15 protein-coding genes and 1 tRNA gene are annotated in these 21834 nt (G+C 52.2%); 5 read left to right on the top strand and 11 right to left on the bottom strand.

Features of this window, described 5'->3' with window-relative positions; translation table 11 throughout:
* Position 1 precedes the first annotated feature (1 nt).
* Positions 2 to 1063: a YkvA family protein gene (locus JSQ97_RS01315; RefSeq protein ID WP_205074391.1), complete on the top strand. Its 1062-nt coding sequence runs from the start codon at positions 2 to 4 to the stop codon at positions 1061 to 1063.
* Positions 1064 to 1117: 54 nt separating this feature from the next.
* On the opposite strand, the gene JSQ97_RS01310 is transcribed toward JSQ97_RS01315, so the two are convergent.
* Both JSQ97_RS01310 and JSQ97_RS01305 read right to left on the bottom strand, forming a co-directional pair.
* A complete protein-coding gene (locus JSQ97_RS01310; RefSeq protein WP_205074390.1) occupies positions 1118 to 3121 on the bottom strand; it encodes an ABC-F family ATP-binding cassette domain-containing protein in 2004 nt (667 codons plus the stop codon).
* Between the two features lie 11 nt (positions 3122 to 3132).
* Positions 3133 to 4446 carry an SH3 domain-containing protein gene (locus JSQ97_RS01305; protein ID WP_205074389.1) on the bottom strand — a complete coding sequence of 438 codons (1314 nt, stop codon included), beginning with the start codon at positions 4444 to 4446 and terminating at the stop codon, positions 3133 to 3135.
* Between the two features lie 188 nt (positions 4447 to 4634).
* Here JSQ97_RS01305 and JSQ97_RS01300 point away from each other — a divergent pair, with 188 nt between their 5' ends.
* Positions 4635 to 6743 (top strand): methyl-accepting chemotaxis protein, encoded by a 2109-nt coding sequence (locus JSQ97_RS01300; protein WP_205074388.1) that lies wholly within the window; start codon positions 4635 to 4637, stop codon positions 6741 to 6743.
* Positions 6744 to 6765: 22 nt separating this feature from the next.
* Here JSQ97_RS01300 and hisC read toward each other — a convergent pair whose 3' ends face one another.
* From hisC to JSQ97_RS01275, 5 genes are all read right to left on the bottom strand, one after another.
* On the bottom strand, positions 6766 to 7914 hold the full coding sequence (gene hisC / locus JSQ97_RS01295; protein WP_205074387.1) for a histidinol-phosphate transaminase: 1149 nt from the start codon (positions 7912 to 7914) through the stop codon (positions 6766 to 6768).
* A 119-nt stretch (positions 7915 to 8033) separates the two neighbouring features.
* The gene (amrS, locus tag JSQ97_RS01290) at positions 8034 to 8879 is read right to left on the bottom strand and encodes an AmmeMemoRadiSam system radical SAM enzyme (RefSeq protein WP_370590016.1); all 846 of its coding nucleotides are present in this window, start codon (positions 8877 to 8879) and stop codon (positions 8034 to 8036) included.
* Positions 8866 to 9834, bottom strand: a complete 969-nt coding sequence (locus JSQ97_RS01285) for a DNA-methyltransferase (protein ID WP_205074386.1) — start codon at positions 9832 to 9834, stop codon at positions 8866 to 8868. The genes amrS and JSQ97_RS01285 overlap by 14 nt, the downstream gene beginning before the upstream one ends.
* Before the next feature lie 15 nt (positions 9835 to 9849).
* Entirely contained in the window at positions 9850 to 11271 is a 1422-nt protein-coding gene (amrA, locus tag JSQ97_RS01280) for an AmmeMemoRadiSam system protein A (RefSeq protein WP_205074385.1), read from the bottom strand.
* Between the two features lie 370 nt (positions 11272 to 11641).
* Positions 11642 to 11712: transfer RNA gene (locus tag JSQ97_RS01275), tRNA-Gly, on the bottom strand.
* A gap of 179 nt (positions 11713 to 11891) precedes the next feature.
* Here JSQ97_RS01275 and JSQ97_RS01270 point away from each other — a divergent pair.
* Both JSQ97_RS01270 and JSQ97_RS01265 read left to right on the top strand, forming a co-directional pair.
* Positions 11892 to 12641, top strand: coding sequence for an RluA family pseudouridine synthase (locus tag JSQ97_RS01270; RefSeq protein ID WP_205074384.1), 750 nt, complete (start codon positions 11892 to 11894; stop codon positions 12639 to 12641).
* Positions 12631 to 13602: an omptin family outer membrane protease gene (locus tag JSQ97_RS01265; RefSeq protein ID WP_205074383.1), complete on the top strand. Its 972-nt coding sequence runs from the start codon at positions 12631 to 12633 to the stop codon at positions 13600 to 13602. Before JSQ97_RS01270 ends, JSQ97_RS01265 begins: the two co-directional genes overlap by 11 nt.
* Here the strand turns inward: JSQ97_RS01265 and JSQ97_RS01260 are convergent.
* From JSQ97_RS01260 to JSQ97_RS01245, 4 genes are read right to left on the bottom strand one after another with little or no spacing between them, the layout of a single operon-like run.
* Positions 13584 to 14870, bottom strand: coding sequence for a hemolysin family protein (locus JSQ97_RS01260; protein ID WP_205074382.1), 1287 nt, complete (start codon positions 14868 to 14870; stop codon positions 13584 to 13586). The genes JSQ97_RS01265 and JSQ97_RS01260 overlap by 19 nt on opposite strands.
* Position 14871: 1 nt before the next feature.
* Positions 14872 to 16167, bottom strand: coding sequence for a hemolysin family protein (locus JSQ97_RS01255; protein ID WP_205074381.1), 1296 nt, complete (start codon positions 16165 to 16167; stop codon positions 14872 to 14874).
* A 3-nt stretch (positions 16168 to 16170) separates the two neighbouring features.
* Positions 16171 to 17175: a thioredoxin family protein gene (locus tag JSQ97_RS01250; protein ID WP_205074380.1), complete on the bottom strand. Its 1005-nt coding sequence runs from the start codon at positions 17173 to 17175 to the stop codon at positions 16171 to 16173.
* A 13-nt stretch (positions 17176 to 17188) separates the two neighbouring features.
* The gene (locus JSQ97_RS01245) at positions 17189 to 21187 is read right to left on the bottom strand and encodes a phosphoribosylformylglycinamidine synthase (protein WP_205074379.1); all 3999 of its coding nucleotides are present in this window, start codon (positions 21185 to 21187) and stop codon (positions 17189 to 17191) included.
* Between the two features lie 394 nt (positions 21188 to 21581).
* Between JSQ97_RS01245 and JSQ97_RS01240 the strand changes: the two genes are divergently transcribed.
* Positions 21582 to 21834, top strand: a 253-nt coding sequence (locus JSQ97_RS01240; RefSeq protein ID WP_205074378.1) for a hypothetical protein, incomplete at its 3' end; no start/stop codon positions are given.

The following is a 21834-nucleotide window of genomic DNA, read 5'->3' as shown; positions in this document are numbered from 1 at the left end:
GATGAACTTTCAAAAAATCAATAAAAAGGCGATAAAAAAAGCGGACGAACTCGGCAAAGCCGCCGGAAGACTTGAAGTAAAAAAAGTCAGCTCACGCCTCGAAAAAATGAAGCGCGGCCCGATCGCGGATCTGTGGCATATCGTCGAAGCGCTGTGGGCGGGCTTTAAATCGCCGGAAATTCCTATCGAAACAAAAGTCATGATAATCGGCGCGCTCGTCTACCTCGTCAGTCCTTTCGATATCGTGCCCGATTTTTTGCTGCCGAGCGGTTTGCTCGACGATGCCGCGGTCATCGCATTCGTCTACGCGCAGTGCAAAGACCTCATCACCGAAACGATCCCGAAAATATCCGAACAGGTAAAAAACGGCATCCGCGGCATCGGAGACGCGGCGTCGGAACAGATACGGCGCATCACCGAAGACGCCGTTTCCGCTGCAGTCGGAAAACAGTTTCAACGGTACTGCACGCGATTTTTTTTCAACTCGCTTGTGAAGCTCGCCCTTTTTGCCGCGTCGATGCTGCTCCTTGCCCTTTCAAAGCCTGCATGGGCGCCCGGCATAATCGCAGCGTCCGTTCTGCTCATAAGCGCGAGCCTCTGGTTTGCCCTCTCCGCCGCCGCCTCGTGCATCTCATGTTTTAAATTTCTTAATAATTTTTTTCCGGCGCTCAAACAAATCCGCACGCGGGAAAGGCAAAATGCGCTTGCAAATCCGCGCTATAAAAAATTGCGGCGGCAGGAAGTGTTCGCCGAAGCGATTTACACCGCGACAGCCGAAAGCATCCCTTGCGGATCGCCGGCAAAAAAATCGTTGTACGCGTTTTTTTTCCGCACATGGAACGAAGGCAAACTGCCCGCATGGATTCCGCGAAAGCGCGCTATGGCGGAACACGTGTGGAATGCGCTCAAAACCCGCATCGTCATCCTTATCGGCTCCGTTACCGGCTACTTCGTCGTGTACAATGTACTCGTACGGAATTTCGTGCTGCCGGCCGTCACGGATTATACGCTGCCTGAGCTGCTCGCCTACCCTTTCGTATACGTTTGGAATTTTCTGCGCTGACGATGCCGTACATCCGCACACACGATCGGCGCGACAACGGTACGCAGCGGTATGTCAGCTTTGCGCTTTTGCTCGTTCCGCGCTTTCGGCGGCCTTCTCCCATTCTTCGCCGAGCGCAGTAAGACGCGCTTCCGTATCCGCGAGGCGCTTTTGCACGACGCGCGATTTTTCTCCCGACGAATACACTTCGGGCTTTGCAAGTTCGTTTTCACATTCGGCCTTTTGCGCTTCGAGCGCGGCGATTTCCGCTTCAAGCCGTTCGACTTCGCGTTCGAGTTTTCGCTGTTCGGCTTTTCGCTTTTTCGCTTCTTCCCACGAAAGTTGTCCTCCCGCGAGTGCATCGTTCGTACCGGAAAGATTTTCGCTCATGACCGAGCCTGCCGTACGAGAGACGGATTGCGCCTTTCCGTCAGCCGAAGATGAAAAAGACATACCGGCAACCGTTCCGTTTTTTTCCGCTTCGATGCGCTCAAGATAATACGCATAATCGCCCGGAAAAATGCGGAAGCGCCCCGCTTCGAGAGCGAGCACGCGCGTTGAAAGCCCTTCGATAAAACCGCGGTCATGGCTCACAAATACAACGGTACCGCCGAAATCTTTGAGCGCCTGCATGAGCACGTCTTTCGAATGCATATCGAGGTGATTCGTCGGTTCGTCAAGCACGAGAAAATTGACCGGCTCGAGCAAAAGCTTTAAAAGAGCGATGCGGTTTTTCTCCCCGCCCGAAAGCACGTCCAAACTTTTAAATACGTCATCTCCGCGGAACAAAAACGCACCGAGCATATCGCGCACTTTCGGAATCATTTCAAGCGGAGAGACACTTTCGATATAATCGATGATGCTTTCGCTGCCGGAGATTTCTTCCGAACTGTCCTGAGAAAAATACCCCGTACGCACGCCGCTTCCGAATATGAGCTCGCCCGAAAAAGAAGTATCTTCCCCCGCGATGATCCGGAGGAGCGTCGATTTGCCCGCTCCGTTATGCCCCGCGACCACGAGCCGATCCCCGTTTTCGATCGTCACGTCGAGCTTGTCGAGCACATTGTGTTCTCCGTCATAGCTTTTCGTCACGCCGTTTATGCGGAGCACGAGCTTTCCCGCATGAGGAGCCGGTGGAAAGGTAAAGCGGATTTTCTTCATCGATTCGGGGATCTCGATACGCTGTATTTTATCGAGCTGTTTTTGCCGCTCCTGCGCTTGAGATGCCTTTGTCGCTTTTGCGCCGAAGCGCCTGATAAATTCTTCGAGGTGACGGATTTCCTTTTGCTGCTGTTCGTAAGAGGCGATGAGCGTTTTCAATTCGGTTTTGCGCACCGCTTCGTAGTGCGTAAAGTTTCCCGGATAGCGTTTGAGTTCGCCGCCGAAAAGTTCGTACACATCGGTAACGCTGACATCGAGGAAATAGCGGTCGTGGCTGACGAGCAAAAACCCGCCCTTGAACGACTGTAAAAAACGTTCGAGCCACGTGCGCGCTTCTATATCGAGGTAATTCGTCGGCTCGTCGAGGAGGAGTATGTCGGGATTTTGCATGAGCACTTTTGCAAGTGCAATGCGCATCTGCCAGCCGCCCGAAAACGCTTCCGTCCGTTTGGCAAAATCTTCGCGTGAAAAACCGAGCCCCGAAAGCACCGCTTCCGCCTGCGCCCGCCTCCTGTGCCAGCCGCTTTCGTCGAGCGCCGCAATGAGAGAAGCTTGACGCTCGGCGAGGTCGGACGAGCGTTCCGGATGCAGCGAAAGCTCGTCGCCTATCCTGTCGATTTCCGCCTGCATATCGTAGCCGAATTGAAATGCGGTATCCGCTTCTTCAAGCAGCGTGCGTCCCGCGTGCGTAAGCCCCGACTGCGGCAAATAGCCGATACGCGCATCCTTTTGCACGACTCTCGTTCCGCTGTCGCAGGGGATGAGACCGGCCATCACTTTGATGAGAGTCGATTTTCCTTCCCCGTTCGCTCCCGTAAGAGCGGCTTTGGTGCCCGACTGCAGATTGATCGAAACGTTTTTTAATATGTCGCGGTCGCCGAATGCGAGCGACACTTTTGAAAACTGAACGAAAGCCATGATAAGCGCTGCTAATTTTTTTCGAAAAAGATGACGAGCGGACTCGAACCCCGCCTCACGAGGGTATTGCCTTCGAATCGCGCTTCGGACGCATCTTCGAAGCGTATGCCGTTCGCTTCGATTTTGTACAAAAAATTCACTTTGGCTTTCATGCCTTCAAAGGAAAACGAAAGCACACCGTCGTACTGCGGCGAAAGCGATGCGTCGATAAAATAATCGATCTGCGCCGTACCGCCGCCTTTTGCGTTTTCGGCGATGAGAGACGGAACGAGCCTTCGGTTGCCCCGCCACGTAAAGGAACCGTCGCCTTTGAGCAAAAGCTGTCCGTATGCGGCGCTTTTAAAATTCGGCCCCGCCGCTGCGATGCGCGCATATTCGGCATCGCGCCGCTCTTTTTCTTCGGCGACGAGGGCGGCTATATCGACGTCCTCTCCGAGTGCGATAAAATTATAATCGCGCGGTCTGCCCGCATCGTCGGCGCAAGTGACGGCGATATAATTGTTTTTGACGGAAACCTTTACGGGGGTATCGGTAAACGTATATTCGCCGTCGGCGGTTTTCATCGCCGCTCCGTAGTCCCATGAACCGTAGCGCTCGGGAAGGTTCAGCGACACTTTCCGATTTTCGGCATCGACCGTAAAACAATAGGCGGCATTCATGCGAAGCGGATCGACTCTCTTTTCGCGTATCATCGCGCGGTAATAATCGGGATACCATATCGTTCCGGCAAGCTTTTCAAATACGTCGTCTTTTTCTTCGACACCGCTCCCCTCTCCCGCTGCGACGGCTCCTCCCTTTTGCGTTTCAAAGAGTTCGAGATTGTACGAAAAGCACCAGCCCTGTGTACCGCTCGACGTCAAAACGCGAAGCCAAGCGCCCTCAAGCGCATCGGATCCGACCATAACGGCCTGCCCCTCTCCTTTATACAGAATCTTAATAATTTCACCCTTTCTGAGACGGTATACCTGCCTCGCCGTATTGACCGGCTCGGCGCGGATCGGAAGACCGTCGAGCTTTACCGACGCATAGCGGTGAAGGAATTCAGCGTACGCAAGCTTCGTCTTTTTCAGTGCGCGACGGGAAGAAGGAGACGTAATCTGCCACAGCGGGATATCGAAACACTCTTTGGAATCGGGTGCGGAGACGGCATAAGTATGGGAAATATTCGAGCGGATATACACGGGAAGGATATCGCCGTCTTGAAGGCCGCGCTCGGGGATATCCCACAAAAGCATACCGTATCCCATAACGCGGGAACAGGACGCAAGCGCAAACGAAATCGCACAAAGCGCGATCAAACCGTATTTTTTCGGCAAACAAATCATGAGACACAGCATAACACAGAGACACAAAAAAGTCATCGGCACGATTGCTGTGAGCCGATAGACTAAATGCGGAAAAATACATATACTGATAAAAACGTGTAAAAGAGTGTTTGACTTCTAAAGGAGTTCTTACGAATGAGCAAAAAAATTACCGTTTCTTTTTTCTTTGAAAAATCGGAGGCAAGCGCATGACCGATTCCGCAGACAAAAAACGATTTTCGATCCGTAAAAAATTAATTATTATTTTCGGACTGCTCATAGCGGTCGTACTGATCGGGGAAAGCGTCTTTGCGATCCGTTCAACGCGCAAAGTCGTAACCGATCGTGTTCGAACCCACCTCACGGATAAGGCTGTCGACGTCGCGGAAATTATCGACGGAAGGATCACCGCATGGTTTCAATTGATCGAAGGTATTGCGCGAATGCCCGATCTGCGCGATCCGTCGATTTCCGCAGCAGATAAAATCAAAATACTGCAGAGAGAAGCTGCGCATAATCCAAAAATATTGGAATTGGATGTAACGGATATGCGCGGGTACCGCTATACCGTTTCGGGGCAAACGGTTTTCGTCGCAGATAGGGAATGGTTCATACAGGCAAAAAACGGAAAGCCTTTTATCTCCGAGCCGATCGTTTCCCGTTCGGATAATAATTTTGTCATCGTCATCGCGGTTCCCATCCGAAACGACAAAAATGCCGTTTCCGGCGTACTCGCCTGCTCCATCGGAGGCGATGCTCTCTCCGATATCATAGACGATATAAAAGTCGGGGAAACGGGCAATTGTTATGTTTTGGGTCCAACCGGCAATACGATCGCCGATGTGGATAAGGAATACGTGCTATCGCAATTCAATGCCGTTGAAGAGGCAAAGACGGATCCGACTCTTGCATCGTTTGCAGAGTTTGAAAAAACCGCCGTGGAATCGGAAACTCCCGGAACCGGCTATTATACGTACGGAAATACGAAAAAAATAGGCGGCTACGCGAACAGTAAATTAGCCGATTGGACGGTGGTCGTAAAAGCTCCGTATGAGGAATTTATGGGAACCGTCAACAGACTGAGCCTTACGATGGATTTGATCGGGTTGACCATTTTGCTTTTGACGCTGGCTATCATATATTTTATTGCGCGAAAAATGGTACAACCCGTTCAAAGTGTGGGTACTGCGTTGAAAAACATTGCGCAGGGAGACGGCGATCTGACGGTGCGTTTGGAGATCACCGGCAACGATGAAGTGACGGAATTGTCGGTATACTTTAATCAAACGATCGAAAAAATCGGTTACACGATAAAATCGATCGGCGAAAATACCGATACGATGAAATCGGTCGGCAATGAACTCGCATCGAATATGACCGAAACCGCAAGCGCCGTCCATGAAATAAGCAGCAACATCGACGGTGTAAAACAACAGGCGCTGACGCAGGCTGCAAGCGTTACTGAAACGGCGGCTACCATCGAAGAGATCATCAGAACGATCAAACAGTTGAACAACAGCATCGAAATACAGGCGGCAAGCGTTGCGCAATCTTCCGCCGCCATAGAAGAGATGGTTGCAAATATCGCAGCTATCGGGCAGACTCTCGACAAAACCGACGACGTCATCAAAGATCTCGTATCGGCGACAGACGAAGGAAAAGATACGCTCGTCAATTCAAACGGCATCACGCAGCAGATCACGGAAGAATCGGGCAGCCTCATGGAAGCGTCGAACGTTATTCAGAATATCGCAAGGCAGACGAACCTCCTTGCGATGAACGCCGCGATCGAAGCGGCTCATGCGGGAGAAGCGGGAAAAGGCTTTGCCGTCGTCGCCGACGAAATCCGAAAGCTCGCGGAAGATTCGGCGGCGCAAGGCAAGACGATAACGTCGACGCTGAAATCGCTCGGCAACGAAATCGGTACGCTCGCTTCGTCCTCCAGAATCGTCGAAGAAAAATTCAATATCATCTTCACGCAATCCGAAGAAGTAAAATCGATGAGCAACCGCCTCACGGAAGCGATGCGCGAACAGGAAAGCGGCAGCAAAGAAGTGCTCGTCGCGATCAAAGAAATCAATTCGGTGACGACGGAAGTACAGGCGGGATCGGAAGAGATGCTGAAAGGCGGAGAGCAGGTTGCCGATGAAATGCGCAAGCTCGACGATTTGACGCGCATCATCACCGACAGTATGAACGAAATGGCTTCAGGCGCGATGCAGATCAACAACGCCATACAGGATGTCAATTCGCTGACGCAAAAAAACAAAGCGAGCATCGGAAGCCTTGCAGCCGAAGTCGGAAAGTTTAAAGTCTGATACCGGAGCGCTCTCCGTCGGTTTACAGCGCTTCGATCGCATCGCAAAGAGAACGCATTTGATCGGGCGTGCCGATCGTAATGCGAAGAAAATCTTCTATCCCCTTCGTCGCAAATCGTCGCACGAGGATGCCCCGCTCTTTTATGCGGCGGTACGCATCTGCTCCCGAAAGCCCCGCTTTACGCGCAAAGACGAAATTCGTCACCGAGGGGATGCAATCCCAGCCCCGAGCGGCGAGGAACGCCGAAAACTTTTCCCGTTCGATTACGATTTTTTTTGCGCATTCGGCATAGTACACGTCGTTTTCGCATGCGGCGATGCCCGCGATTTGAGAAGCGGCATCGATCGGAAAATGATTGAGCGAATTTTTTACCGTCGTCACCGTCCGCACGAGTTCGGGAGAGGCGACGATGTAGCCGAGCCGCATACCCGCACCGCAAAAGCTTTTGCTGAACGTGCGGACGACGACCAAATTCGGAAAGTCGGCAAGCAGCGGTATGCAGCTTTCACCCCCGAAATCGACATAGGCTTCGTCGACGACAAAGACCCTGTCGACCTTCGTCTCTTCAAGCATGGCGCGCACTTCGTTCCGCGAAAGAGAACGCCCTGTCGGCGCGTTGGGATTTGCAAATATGATTCCTGAATTGTTAATTTTTTCGCGTTCTATCATAGTGCGCGTATCGAGCGTCCAATCGCTTTTGAGTTTGACGAAGTCGAGCGGAATATCGTAAAAGCCGCCGTATACCGGATAAAAGCTGTACGAGAATTCCGGAGTGACGAGCTTTGTGTCCGAATCGAAAAAAGCATAAAACACGAATGAAAGCACTTCATCGCTTCCGTTGCCGGTATAGATCATATCGGGCGTCACCGTAAACGGAATCCTGTCCGCGTCCGACGGACGGCACTGCACTCCCTCGGGAACGGTGCGAGCGAGCACGCCGCCCGTTCTGTTGAGCATAGCCGCGATCGCCTCTCGCAGACGACGTGCATCGGGGTCGGGATAAAGCGCAAGTTTTTCCGGATGATTTTTAATAAAATCGGTAAGGGCGGAGATCACATTCGGACTCGGCGGATAGGGGTTTTCGTTTGCATTGAGTTTGATGTATGTCCTGTCCGAAGGCTGTTCGCCCGGCACATAGGGATGCAGCTGCGCCATTCGTTTGGAATTCATAGTATCGGTATTGTAATCACAGGACGCGGGAAAAACAAGTAGGTCGAATGTCGCGTTCGGAAAGGCTAATAAAGCTGTGCGTACGACTGAAACTTCGTTCGCGCCGCATCCGCGAACGTTCAGCAGTTGCCCGGGTACACGTATTCGAGATATTCGCGCGCGGCGGAAACCGCGCGGTACACCGTATCGACCGGCGTCGCCTCCGCATCCGGCATGCGCCAGTGCGGGAAAAAGCGCGTGATGTGCAGCGGAATTTTTTTATCGATTTTCGAAACCCACAGCGCGAGCGAGCGTATCTCTTTTTCATCGTCGTTTTTTCCGGGAACGATGAGCGTCGTAACTTCGACGTGCGTCTTCTTCGCCGAGCGCACAATCGTATCTTTGACGACATCCAAATCGCCGCCCAAGCTTTCGTACCACTCTCGCGTAAATCCTTTCAGATCGATGTTCATCGCATCGATGTACGGCAGCACTTTTTCGATCACAGTGCTGTTGACGCAGCCGTTTGTGACGACGACGTTTTTCATATCGAGAGCGCGTACACAGCGCGACGCATCGCGCACGTATTCCCACGACACGAGCGGTTCGTTGTACGTGTATGCGACGCCGATATTGCCGCGAGGAGCAAGCGATAAAGCTTTTTCGGCAAGAGATTCGGGGGAAACATACGCCGTTTCGATATCGCCGCCGCTTTGCGAAATCTCCGCATTTTGGCAAAACGGGCAGTGCATATTGCAGCCGAAACTTCCCGCCGACAAAATCATGCTTCCGGGAAAAAATCGATACAGCGGCTTTTTTTCGATCGGATCGAGGGCGAGCGCGGTGAGTCGTCCGTAATTGAGCGGGACGATGTTTCCGCCGCTGTTGATCCGGGCGCGGCATTTTCCCGTTCGGCCTTCGGCGAGAGAGCAGCGGTAAAAGCACGTGTCGCACGTCACACGCATTTCGCCCTCATCTCTTTCCACGAAGCTCTCCCTGCTCCCTTCCCGTATTGCGTTCCCAAAACACGCCGTCCGTATACCCTTGAATCGACGTATCGCGCTCCGCCCGCTCAAGGCGCTTCAATGCAAGGAGGCAATAGTCTTCGTTGATTTCGATGCCGCAATACCTGCGCCCGAGCTTTTTTGCGACGACGGCCGTCGTACCCGAACCCAGGAAAGGATCGAAGACGAGCGAGCCTTTTTTCGAACTCGCCAATATCAATTTTGCGATAAGCTTTTCCGGCTTTTGCGTCGGATGCTCGGTGTTTTCGCTCATCGACCAATAAGGCACCGTGATGTCATCCCAAAAATTCGACGCGCCCGTCAAGCGGAATTTTCCGCCGTCGCCCTCTTCCCAATCTTTCGGTTTTCCGTCTTTCCGGTAGGGCGCTATAACGCGCCGCTTTTGCTTGACCGCATCCGCATCGAAATAATAATAACCGCTTATCGTCGCAAAAAAAATATCTTCCGAACAATTTTTCCAATTCGCTTTCGCACCCCGCCCCTTTTCCCTCTGCCACGTAATGCGGTTTCGCACCGTCAAAAGACCGCTTGCCGCCGTGTACAAAGATGCCGCACTCTTCCAATCGCCGCAAATATAAACGCTCGCATTTTTTTTGAGCAGCCGCACGACTTGAGGAAACCACGAAGCAAGGTAGTCCGCATACGCTTCATCTCCGCGAGACGCGAATTTTACGCCGCCGAAATTTTTCGTGATATTGTACGGCGGATCGATTATCATGAGATCGACCGATTCCGACGGAAAAAAATCGATCGTCTTGAGCAAGTCGCCGTTGAATATCGAATCGACGATTTCATCTTTCGAAAGCGGGGCTGCCGCACGGCGGATGAGCGGCTTTAATAATTTTCTGTCGTCCGCCGTAAGGACTGTCGTATGATTTCTCGGCGAAACGATTTTTGTATCTGCATCGTGTTCCATCGCAATACCCGGAATTTAATAATGGCGTACGACTTCAAAGCGTTCGAGTTCGGGATTTTCACTTCTGTCGATACCGCCTTTTTTGCACGCGATTTCGATCTGTTCGTCGACCGTGTTTACCGTTTCGAGATTCGGCAAAAGCAAGCCGCGCCTATTTCCCTTTGTCACGATGACGCCGTAGCGTTTTACGTCGAGCGCTTCTTTCGACGAAATTTTTTCAGGACTCGAAAGGACGTCGACGCTGTAGACGAGAGATGAAAGTTCGTCTTCCGTCACTTCGGAAAAGCGCGGATCGGAAGAAGCGGCGCTTACGGCATTGTGCGCGATCTCTTGGGCAATGCTCTCCCGTACTGGTACGATCGTTCCGATACAGCCGCGGAGCATGCCGTCTTTTTTCAGCGACACGAAAACTCCCGCACGGTTTTCGAGCAAATCGTCCGAAAGCTCCATACGCTCGGAGCCGCTTGAGCACAAAGCCGCGCCTCTTTCGATGCGAAGCCTGCCTTTTGTTCGCACATAGTTTTCGACCGCAAGCCTTGCGAGGCGGACGTATTCGTCTTCGCTTTTTTCCCGCGCATCGAGAGAGCGCCTCTCCTCCGCTTCGTACCGCTCCAAAAAATTGCGCGTTTCGTCGCGCCCCGTCACTTCATATGCGCAGATCCCGTAGCCGACGCCGAAGGGTCCTTCGTAAGAAAGCTTTTCCGCTCGGACTGCCGTGCGGTCGAGGCTGCCCGCCATAATGATAAACGAACGATGACCGCACTCGGCGGCGTTTTCACAAAAATCTGGGCTGAACGAAAAAAGCTTTTCGAAATCGGCACATCCCATAACGTCCATAATGCGCTCATCGTAGACCGCTCCCTCCGCGCGATACCCGTAAGGCCCGTCAGATTTCAGCACGTGCGACAGATCGCCGCTTGCGACGACGACAATTTTCTTTTTCGTTTTTTCTGCTGCTCGGCGAATACATTCGCCGAGCGCATAATGCGCTTTATACGACTGCCCCGAAAGACCGATGCGCACGAGTTTATAATCGGTATAATATTTATTAATAAAATACAGCGGTACCGCCGTACCGTGGTCGAGCGACGCCCGTTTTTCCCCTCTCGTACCCGCCGCGATACCCGCTTTATCGGCTTCGCTGCAAAGCGTCTTAACAAAATCGGCATCGTAAAAAAGGTGAAAGCGCACTTCCGGCGCACCGAAATCGGAAAAATCACCGAAGGCTTCGGTACCCGGCGATATATGAAAATAATCGCGGTAAAGTGGCGCGTGCGGAGACGTGACGACGATCGTTTCCGGCTTGAGGCTCGCGATTTTTTTTGCGACCTGCACATACGCGGTAATTGTCGCCGCGATTTCATCTTCCCTGCCCTTCCCTACTTCATGTACGATGAGAGGCGGATGCGGGACCGTAAACGCGCCGATTATTGCCATAGAAAAACCTCATTTTAATAATTATTTTTGAGCGCTACAATATTGTTTTGTTAAATGGTAACTGCATTATAAATTTGGAGTTTCAGCGGCTGGGGGGAGTTGAAGCGTTCCTCTCGCGGACTTCCTGTCCGCTCCTTCCACGCCGTCTTCGCGCGCTGTCGGCGGCCTCCTGCCGCCAAAAGTCTGAAGTTGAAAAAACGTTTGCAAACGTTTTTCTTTTATCAACACGCTTGTAAATCCTGCGCATTGCTCGGATTTACAAGCTCTTCGGCGCACCTGCGCCGCGCGCGCTCCGCGGTTCAACTCCCAATTATTTTGCTGCCACATATTGTTTTGTTAAATGGTAACTGCATTATAAATTTGGAGTTTCAGCGGCTGGGGGGAGTTGAACCCCTACACCAAGCTTGGGAAGCTCGTATACTACCGCTATATTACAGCCGCGTCGGTGGAATCATCATAGCTGAAAAACGAAGGGAATGCAAGCGCGCTTTCGGTTAGATTTTTACGTGAGCAAATACGGCTCGCCGCACCTGCTGCGGCGGAAACAGGGGACAGCCGTTCACCGAACATTGCTTACAGTCCTCCTTTCATACACGCGAGCATTTTGCTATACTGTTTTTATGAAAGCAATACCGCCTTACACGGTGCTCTATGCGGACGACGATATCGTCGTACTGAATAAAAAAAGCGGACTGCTCATCGCCGCCGACCGGTACGACGAAGCTGCCCCGCGGCTCGACATCGAAGCGGAAAGCGAGTTCGGAAAACTCTTTGCCGTGCACCGCATCGATAAAGATACGTCGGGCGCGATCGCGTATGCGCGCAATGAAAAAGCGCATCGTTCTCTCTCGCTTCAGTTCGAACGCAGAGAAGTCGAAAAAATCTATCACTGTCTCGTCTATGGACGTCCCTTGTGGGAAACGCTGCACGCCGACGAAGCGCTCCTTCCCGACGGAGACGCAAAGCATCGCACTGTCGTCAATAAAAAAAGCGGTAAATATTCCGTCACCGATTTTCGACTTATCGGCGTCTGCGGACAATATGCATGGCTTGAAGCCGTTCCGAAAACGGGGCGCACGCACCAGATCAGAGCGCACTTGGCGGCGCACGGATTATACATCGTCTGCGATCCGCTGTACGGCGGCAATCAAAAGCCGGTTCGCTTGAGCGATTTCAAAAAAAAGTGGAACGGCAACGTATTTGAAGAGCGCCCGCTTTTAGCCCGCCTCGCGCTGCACGCGTACAAACTGACGATTATACACCCCGCAACGGGCGAATCTATGACGTTTTGTGCGCCGTATCCGAAAGATATGGATGCGACGCGCAAACAGCTCGCAAAACTGTATAAGGTCGATCCCCTTGCCGTTTAATCGCCGTACAATAAAATTATTAATTATTATTTTTCTGTTAGTACGGATCACGCAAGATCTTTCTGCAAAAGATTGGAGTATCTCCGTCACGCCGCTTTTTTCCGTCGAATACGGTACGATCGGCGAATACGTTTATAAAAAAGATGCTTTAGGCGATTATAAAAAAATCAGCGAACTCGATTGGGATATAAAACCCGCGCTGTACTTCGGAGGCGCCGTCGGCGCTTCGCGGAAAGCGCTTTCGATTCGGGGATTCGCGCGCGGCGCCGTTCCGATGCGATCGGGCGATATGGAAGACTCCGATTGGAAAACGCTGACGGATTTAAAAACCACGTATTCGGTTCATAAAAATACGATCGCATCTTCATATGCGTTCGGCGGACAAATATCGTATGCGTTCCGGATGGCGGATACCTTTGCGATCCGCCCTTTTATCGGAGTGGATTATACGTACATCTCTTTCAAGGCGCAGGACGGGCGCGCATGGGAAGGCTATGATGAGCTTACCCATACCGGCATTGCGTGGGACGATCCCGCCGCGAAGCCCTATGTTCCGCTTGGAATCGATTATACGCGCGAAGAAGTGCATACATGGTTCGGCGTTTCGCTCGATACCGTTTTTAACAATAAATTTACGTTTGCGCTTTCGTTTGCGCTTTCGCCGTATGTGTATATACAGGCGCTCGATCATCATTACGGCGGATCCGGTACGTACTTTGCCGACATCCTGCACGGATGGTTTTCCGCATATCGATTCGGAGCCGAAGCCGTCTATTCTTTTAATAAAAATATTTCGCTGTCGCTCTCTCTTTCGTGGACACTGACACGCCGTATACGAGGCGCAACGTACAATGCAAACAGTCCGACAGGTCCGTGGCACAAATCCGGAGACGCCGAAGGCGGGGCTTCGCGCAGCACGGGTGAGATTTCGATCGGCTGTACTTATCGATTCGCTTTTTGAATTCGGCCGGCGCCTTTTTTTATGCGCACCGATAAAATGCGGCGCCTTGCCTGATCTTCTACGATGTATGCCGTCGTCCCGTCGATATACGCTTCGCTTGCCGCAGGCAGGTATCCGAACTTTTCGAGAAGCCAGCCGCCGAGCGTATTGAAATCCTCCGACTCCAAGTTGAGTTTCAGAATCGCATTTACATCGTCGAGTTTCATATCGCCGGGCACGATGTATTCCGATTTTCCGACGAGCGTAATCCGTGCTTCCGGCGCTATATCGGATGTCGGGTTTTCATCGGTCATGCGTCCGAACACGACGCGCATCACATCGTCCGTCGTAACGATGCCTGCGGTACAGCCCTGCTCGTCGAGCACGACGGCAAAATCCGTGTGCGCTTTTTTGAAATCTTCGAGCATTTCGAGGGCGGTAAAGGTTTCGGGGACGAAGAGCGCACGTGACATTTTCCGGCGGATAAAATCGCTCCGTTTCGTTTCTTTTTCGGAACTGAAGAGTACCGATTTGTATCCGAGCACGCCGACGATCGCATCGGGCGTATGTTCGAAAACGGGAATGCGCGAACAGCCTGTCGTCAAAAAGATGTCGGAAATGTGAGCATAATCGCTGTCGGCGGAAACGGCGTTTACGAGGGAGCGATGCTTCATGATATCGTGGACGCGCAGATCGCTGAACTGAAAGATTTTCGCGAGCATTTTGCTTTCGCCTTCTTCGAGCGTTCCTTCGCGCGCGGCGACCGCGATCATCATTTTGATGTCTTCTTCCGTCACATCCTCTTCGTCGTCCTTCCAAAATTTTCCGACAATGAACGAAGTGCCGCGCGAAATCCGCGAAAAGAACCACACGATCGGAAAAAAGATTTTTTCAAGCGCGCGCAACAGCGGTGCAAAGCGCAGCGCCGTCGCGTCGGGATGTAAAACGGCGGCCGTCTTCGGAATGATCTCACCGAAAATCGTTACGAGGGATGTGATGACGAGTGTGGCGATACCGACGCCGCTCGAACCGACGATCGAAACGGCGAGCGCGGTCGCAAGGGATGCGGCGAAGGTATTGAAAAAATTGATTCCGACGAGCACGAGCGTCAACAGCCTGTCCATATCGTTTCGGAGAGCGAGTGCCGTTTTCGCACAGCGTTTTTTACTCTGCACGAGTTCTCGCAATTTGATTTTCGAAAGGGAAAGGTACGCCGTTTCCGATGCCGCAAAAAATCCGATAAGCGCGACGAGCACGATCAAAATTATTAATATGACGACGGTGTTCATATCATTCCTCTCCGTCGTCGCCTGCGATGCGCTTTACGTGAATTTTATTAATTCTCCGGTCTTTTATCGAAAGCACGGTAAAACGCAGTCCTTCGTATTCGATGCAGTCTCCCGCGCGCGGCATATCCCCCAACCTCTCGGTGATCCAACCGCCGAGCGTTTCGTTTATGTCAGATGCAAACGGAACATGCAGCAGCTCCCGCGCTTCGCTCAGCAGCATATCGCCGCCGGTTACGAAGTCGGACGTGTCTTCGATTTTTACCTGCGGCAAATGCCCGCGTCCGCTCGCATTCGAATCGGTTATGCCGAAAATTTCGCGGGCGATGTCGCTCTGCGTGATGATGCCGTCGGTACCCGAATATTCGTCAACGACGATCGCAAGGGACTGACGGTTTTCGCGGAGCATTTCCTGCACCGACGACATCTTTTTCGTACCGAGGATAAAAATCGGTTCGTGCATGACGGTCCGCACGGAAAACGCATCCGCCTTTTCTTTGTACGCGAGCAAATCTTTTATATAGAGGACGCCGACGATATCGTCGATGTCTTTACGATAGACGGGAAAGCGCGAAAAGCGCGATCGCTCGGCTTTTTCGATGATGTCGCGCCAGCTTGCCTTATCGGATACGGCGACGATTTTCGTACGCGGGATCATGATATCCTGCGCTTCCAAATCGGTGAATTTGAAAACGCGGTTCATGATCGCATTTTCGTCTTTTTCGAGCGCGCCGCTTTCCGCACCGACGGCGATAAAGGTTTTGATCTCTTCTTCGGTATACGACCGGTCGGGCTTTTTTGTACTCACGCCGAACAAATGCAGAATAACGTGAGCTGCGGCGGTAAACGCGATCGAAATCGGTTTGAAGATAAAAACGGTGACGGAGACGAATTTCGAAAGCGCATACGCGAACACATCGGGGTGGCGCGTTGAAACCGCTTTGGGAGTTATCTCTCCGAAAATCAATAAAAGAACGGTTGTCGTAAACGTTGCGATCCCGACGCCGTTTTTTCCGAAGAGCGCGATTGCGGCGGCGGTAAGGATCGCGGAAAGGAGGATGTTCACGAGATCGTTTGCGACGAGAAGCGAATTGATGAGCACGTCTTTTTTTTCGAGGAGCTTTGCCGCCCGAAGCGCACTCCTGTCTCCGCTTTTGCGTTTTATGCGGAGACGGAGTTTGTTCATTCCGAGGAACGAACTTTCGGAAATCGAAAAGAGCGCGGACAGCGTTATTAAAACGGCAGCCGCGGCTATCAGTAAAACGACGGTTGCAGGATTATCGGGAGGTTCGTTTTCCATAATTTATCGCTGCTTCCCGTCACCGGAAATCCGCTCGATCTCTTCCTTTAAGCTTACAAGCATTCGTGCTATGCGCGGCGCATATTCGCTTTCGGGATCGGCATCGTAGGATTTTTGAAAATAATCGAAGACGGCTTTATAATCGGTACTGCCGCTCGTTATTAAAAATTCGCCCGCATAATAATACGCCTGCTGTCGTTCGCGTCCGCTGAGGCGCTTGTCTTCTGCGGCCGAAGCGAGCGCTTGAATCGCGGAAGCGAAATCGCGCTGCATATAAAATGTCGACGCATCGGAGACGGCCGTGAGTAAAATATATTTGCCGACAAGTTCCGTTTCATTTTCGGGATCGAGGGAAGAAACCGTACGGAAAAGATCGGCCAAAAGCAGGCGCCGCGTATCCTCCGTCGCTTCCGTGAGCGCATCGATTGCGCGCACTTTTTCGGCTCCCGACGCTGCGCGCACCGCATCAGCCAATGTATTGATTTTATCGAGATCGGCCGATTTGCTTCCGATGAGCTTTATATACGCTTCGGGGGCGGCATCTTCATCGGAAGCTTCAATCTTCGCCGCACAGTAGCCTTCTTTTGTCGCAAGAAAAACGGAAGGGATGGAATCGACGTTATAGAGAGAGGCGATGTACCCCATGTAGTCGATTTTCCGCTGCCGCTCTTCCGCCTCTTTTTTCCCTTTTTCGCTTTGATCTTCGTCATCGCCGGAGAGTGAGGCCGAAAAATCCAAATTGACGAGGATAAAACGCTTCGAAAGGGTGGAAACGAATTCTTTCGTATCGAACACTTTTTCTTTGAGCGTCCGGCTCTCCTCGTCGTTGTCGACCACGGAAAAAAAGATGAGGAGATTTTTATTTTTTTTCTGCGCGGCTTTTTTTGCTTCATCGTAATCGACGTACCAGCCGTTTTTGCCGGCTTTTGCGGAAGCGGAGCAGCCGGTAAAAAACACTGCGATCGCCAAAGCGCCGATTATCGGTTTTATAATTTTGTTAAACATCATACACTCCATATTATTAATTATTAAAATATCTCACTCCCGCCGCAAAGATGTTTTGGCAGGATGTTTCATATTCGTTTGCAAGCGGATCGCCTGCGACGTTTTTGATGAGGTCGCGCGAAGCGCCTCCTCCGTCGATGCCGATCGTGCGCTCGCTGTGTCCCATTTTGCCGAGTACGCGGCCGTCGGGACTCGTAAGCCCTTCGATCGCAAAAAGAGAGCCGTTCGGATTGTCCGGCTCGACTACGGCAGGCACACCGAGGGCATCGACGTATTGCGAAAACACTTGTCCCGAAGCGAAAAGCTGTTCCGCAAGCGATGCTGCAACAACGATGCGGCCTTCCCCGTGTGAAACGGGAATCAAGTGTACCCTCTCGTCGATAACCGACGCATCGAGCGCCCACGGACTCAATGCGCTCACCGTGCGCGTGCGGGCGATGCGAGAGATGTGGCGTCCGACGGTATTGAACGTGAGGGTGGGCATATCGGCGGTCATCGTGCGGATCTCACCGAAAGGCACAAGCCCCGTTTTGATGAGCGCTTGAAAACCGTTGCAGATGCCGAGGATGAGACCGTCCCGCTTTTTAATAAGCTGCATCACTTGTTCGGCGATGCGCCCCTCGCGCAAAACGTTTGCGATGAATTTACCCGAACCGTCGGGCTCGTCTCCTCCGGAAAATCCTCCGGCAAGCGCTAAAATCTGCGCGCCTCTCAATTCCCGCTCAAGCATTTCGAGCGACTCTTCGAGGGCTCGGGGAGTATTGTTTGCAAAGACTGCGATCTTCGTTTCGGCTCCTGCGACGGCGAATGCACGAGCCATATCGTATTCACAGTTCGTTCCCGGAAAAACGGGGATGAGTACGCGCACTTTTTTTGTCGGAGCGGCAAAGCTTTTTTTGCCGAGCGAAACGCAGCTCCTCAAATCGGCAAGCGAAGGATGTACTGCAAGCGCAAAGGAGGGAAGCGCAGGCGGAGCGGGGCTTTCGGATACGGGAGGAAATACTTTTGAGAGTTTCGATTCCCACGCTTTTTCGGCATCCGAAAGCGAAATCTTCGTGTGCGGAATTCCCGCATTTTCGTCTTCGACAACGATTTCACTTTCGCGTATCGTCTCGCCGATTTTAACAATCGTACCGGAAACAAAACCCGCCGTATCGATTTCGCTTTCCGCTTCGGGTACAGCTTCGAAGATGATCGAACCGTACTGCGGCGTAAAGAGATCGAGCGAAGACGCTTTCGCACCCGGTATGTGCGCCCTCGTAAACGAAAGCGGCACGGCATCGATGCGTCCTCCGATACCGTTTCCCATCATCATCTTCGTAAGGGCTTCCGCGATACCGCCCGCCCCGACGGGATACATCGCGCGTATGGCGCCCGCGGCGTTCAAGCGATAGAGGATTGCGGCATTTTGCATAAATGCGGTGAAATCGGGAGCAAGGAGCGGCGAATAGGGAGTTCCGACGAAATAGATCGCGCTCCCCGATTTTTTGAACGAACCGCTCGTCACTCGCCCAGCTTTATCGTGCGTTACGGCGAACGACACGAGCGTGTGCGGAACGTTTATATTTTCGAAGGTGCCGCTCATGCTGTCTTTTCCGCCGATCGACGCACAGCCCGTCTTCTTTTGCGCGTCGAGCGCGCCGAGCAAAGCCGCCGCAGGATAGCCCCACGTCTTTTCATCGACGGCGCGGCCGAAGTATTCTTGAAACGACAGGCGGCACGAAGCGGCGTTTCCGCCGATACACACGATCTTTGCAAGAGAGGAAAGCACCGCCGTTTGGGCGCCGTGCCATGCGCTCCATTCGCCGACGAAGGGATCGAAGCCGAAAGACATCATGCTCGCCGTTGAAGTTTCACGCGGAGAGGCGACGGGAATTTTTGCCGCCATAGCCGCTTCGGGCGTACGCTGATATTTTCCGCCGAACGGAAATAAAACGGTTGCGGATCCGATGGAACCGTCGAAGCGTTCGGAAAGGCCGCGTTCGGAACAGCAGGCCAAATCGTTTATATTTGCAAGCCACGCATCCGAAAGCGATGAGGGCAATTTTTTTGAAACGGTTTCGAGCGGGCGGACAAGCGGCGACGTTTCGGGCAGCGCGGGGTTTTCAATGTACGCACGCGCTTTGTGAGGAGCGCCGGCAGCGTCGAGAAAATCGCGGGAAAGATCGACGATCGTTTTGCCTCTCCATCTCATGACGAGGCGATTCGTGCCGGTCACTTTTGCGACGACGACCGCACGGAGATTTTCCTTCGCCGCAAGGTCGATAAAAGCGCGCACATCCTTTTCGCGTACGACGACCGCCATGCGTTCCTGCGATTCGGAAATCGCAAGCTCGGTGCCGTTTAAGCCGTCGTATTTTTTAGGCACCGCATCGAGGTCGATGTCGAGCCCCGCCGCCAATTCTCCGACCGCAACGGACACGCCGCCTGCGCCGAAATCGTTCGAACGGCGTATCATCAAGCTCACTTTTTTATTGCGGAAAAGGCGCTGTATCTTTCGTTCCTCGACGGCGTTGCCTTTTTGCACTTCCGCGCCCGCGCTCGTCACCGATTCTTTGGTGTGCACTTTCGACGAACCCGTAGCGCCTCCGATGCCGTCGCGTCCCGTACCGCCGCCGAGCAAAATGACGACGTCGCCCGCTTCCGGTCTTTCGCGGACAACGGAGTCCGCGGGAGAAGCCGCTATGACCGCCCCGCATTCCATGCGCTTTGCCCCATAGCCCGGATGATACAATTCCGCGACTTGCCCCGTCGCAAGCCCTATTTGATTACCGTACGAAGAAAATCCCTGAGCCGCTTCCCTGCACAGTTTCATCTGCGGAAGTTTACCGGGAATCGTTTCGGAAATCGGCACGGTCGGATCGGCAGCTCCCGTCACGCGGAGCGCTTGGTATACCCACGCTCTTCCCGAAAGCGGATCGCGGATCGCTCCTCCGATACACGTCGCAGCTCCTCCGAAAGGTTCGATCTCCGTCGGATGATTGTGCGTTTCGTTTTTAAATAAAAGCAGCCACTTTTCCGTTTCGCTCGGCGAATCGGGAGAGAGCGGTTTGCCGTCTTTGTCCGTCGTATAATGCACGTCGATAAACAGCGAACACGCATTGTTTTCTTCGGACGCTTCCAGATCGTCGAGTTTGCCGTGCTTCCGCAAATACTTTGCACCGATGACTGCCATGTCCATGAGCGTCACGGGTTTTTCCGCTTTTCCGTACACGTCGACGCGCATATCGGTATAGGTTTTAAGCGATGAAGTAAAAAGCGGAGCGTATGCGCCGTCTTCGATTCTAATGTCCGTCAATTCCGTAAGGAAAGTCGTATGCCGGCAGTGATCCGACCAATACGTATCGAGTACGCGGATTTCAGTTTCCGTCGGATCGCGTCCTTCCTTTTTAAAATAATCCTGCATGAATTCGACGTCGGTCGCATCCATTGCAAGCGCCATACGCTTTCGAAGAGAGGCGAGCTCGCTTTCGTCCATGCCGATAAATCCCTCAACGGACGGAATGTCTGAGGGAGGAGCCGCTTTCAATTCAAGCGTGTCGGGGACGGCGTCTCCTGCAAGGCGCGAATCGACGGGATTGATAAGGTAGTTTTGAATGCGCTCGATGTCGCGCGCGCTCACCTCACCTGAAAGGAGGACGACCTTTGCGCACCGCACACGGGGCGGCTTCGTACCGCGGCTTTTTTCGGGAAGGCTTGCGCGCAAGAGCGAAAGACACTGCTCTGCGGAATCGGAGCGTTGATCGTATTGACCGGGAAGGTATTCCCACGCGATCGCCGTTTCGCCCGGACGCAGCGGCAGCGTATCGAAAATACATTCATCGCTCTGCGGTTCGGAAAAAATTCGATGCGCCGCCTCTTTCGCTTCTTCGTCGGAAATATTTTCGACATCGTAGCGATTCAAGTACCGCACGCCCGTAACGCTCGGAATCCGCAAAAAATGAACGATTTCCGATTTGATCCTCTCGGCTTCATTTTGAAAACCGCGCTTTCTTTCCACATACAAACGGAACATTGGTACAGTATAAACGATTTAAGCGGTTTCGAACAGGGCGCAAGCAAATCAGACACGGAAATCAATGTGTAATCAGTTACCGATTATCAATTAACGATTTCTCTTGTGCTGCGCGCCCGGCACCCCGCGTTAGGCGGTGGAGCAACGCGGAGCGGCCGCCGGAGTGAATACGAGGCGGCTGGAGCGAAAGCGGAATTGCGCAAGCGCCGGCGGGCGAAGCCCGCAACGCCCGAAAAAAATGCTGACTGTACATTAAGGGAAAAATACGGATAATTATACAAGCTGTTGATTTTTCTTACTAAAACATATTCACAGCTTAAACATATCGAAATATGGAAACTTTTATAAAAAGCCGATTTATTATGAGAAGATCGACTTGTTGGAGGAATGATCGGTGAAAAACAATATTAACGATTGTTTAAATTATATAACAAGATTTTCCAACAAAATAACGATAATACAATTACTTCTGTTTTTTTTTATTTATATTTATTTTGGATCGATCGACAGACGTTTATTGCGCTTATTTGTCGGTTGGTTATTAAGGATAAAATTTATAGGTAATATAAATGATTTGAAATTAAAAGCAACAATTTGTGTCGGAATATGGGGCTTGTTGTTATTAATAATATTTAAATTATTAATTG

This window comes from Treponema sp. Marseille-Q4523 (assembly GCF_016901105.1).
GTDB lineage: Bacteria > Spirochaetota > Spirochaetia > Treponematales > Treponemataceae > Treponema_D.
The sequence above is the reverse complement of the archived record's forward strand: the minus strand, read 5'-3'. Positions and strand labels throughout refer to the sequence as shown.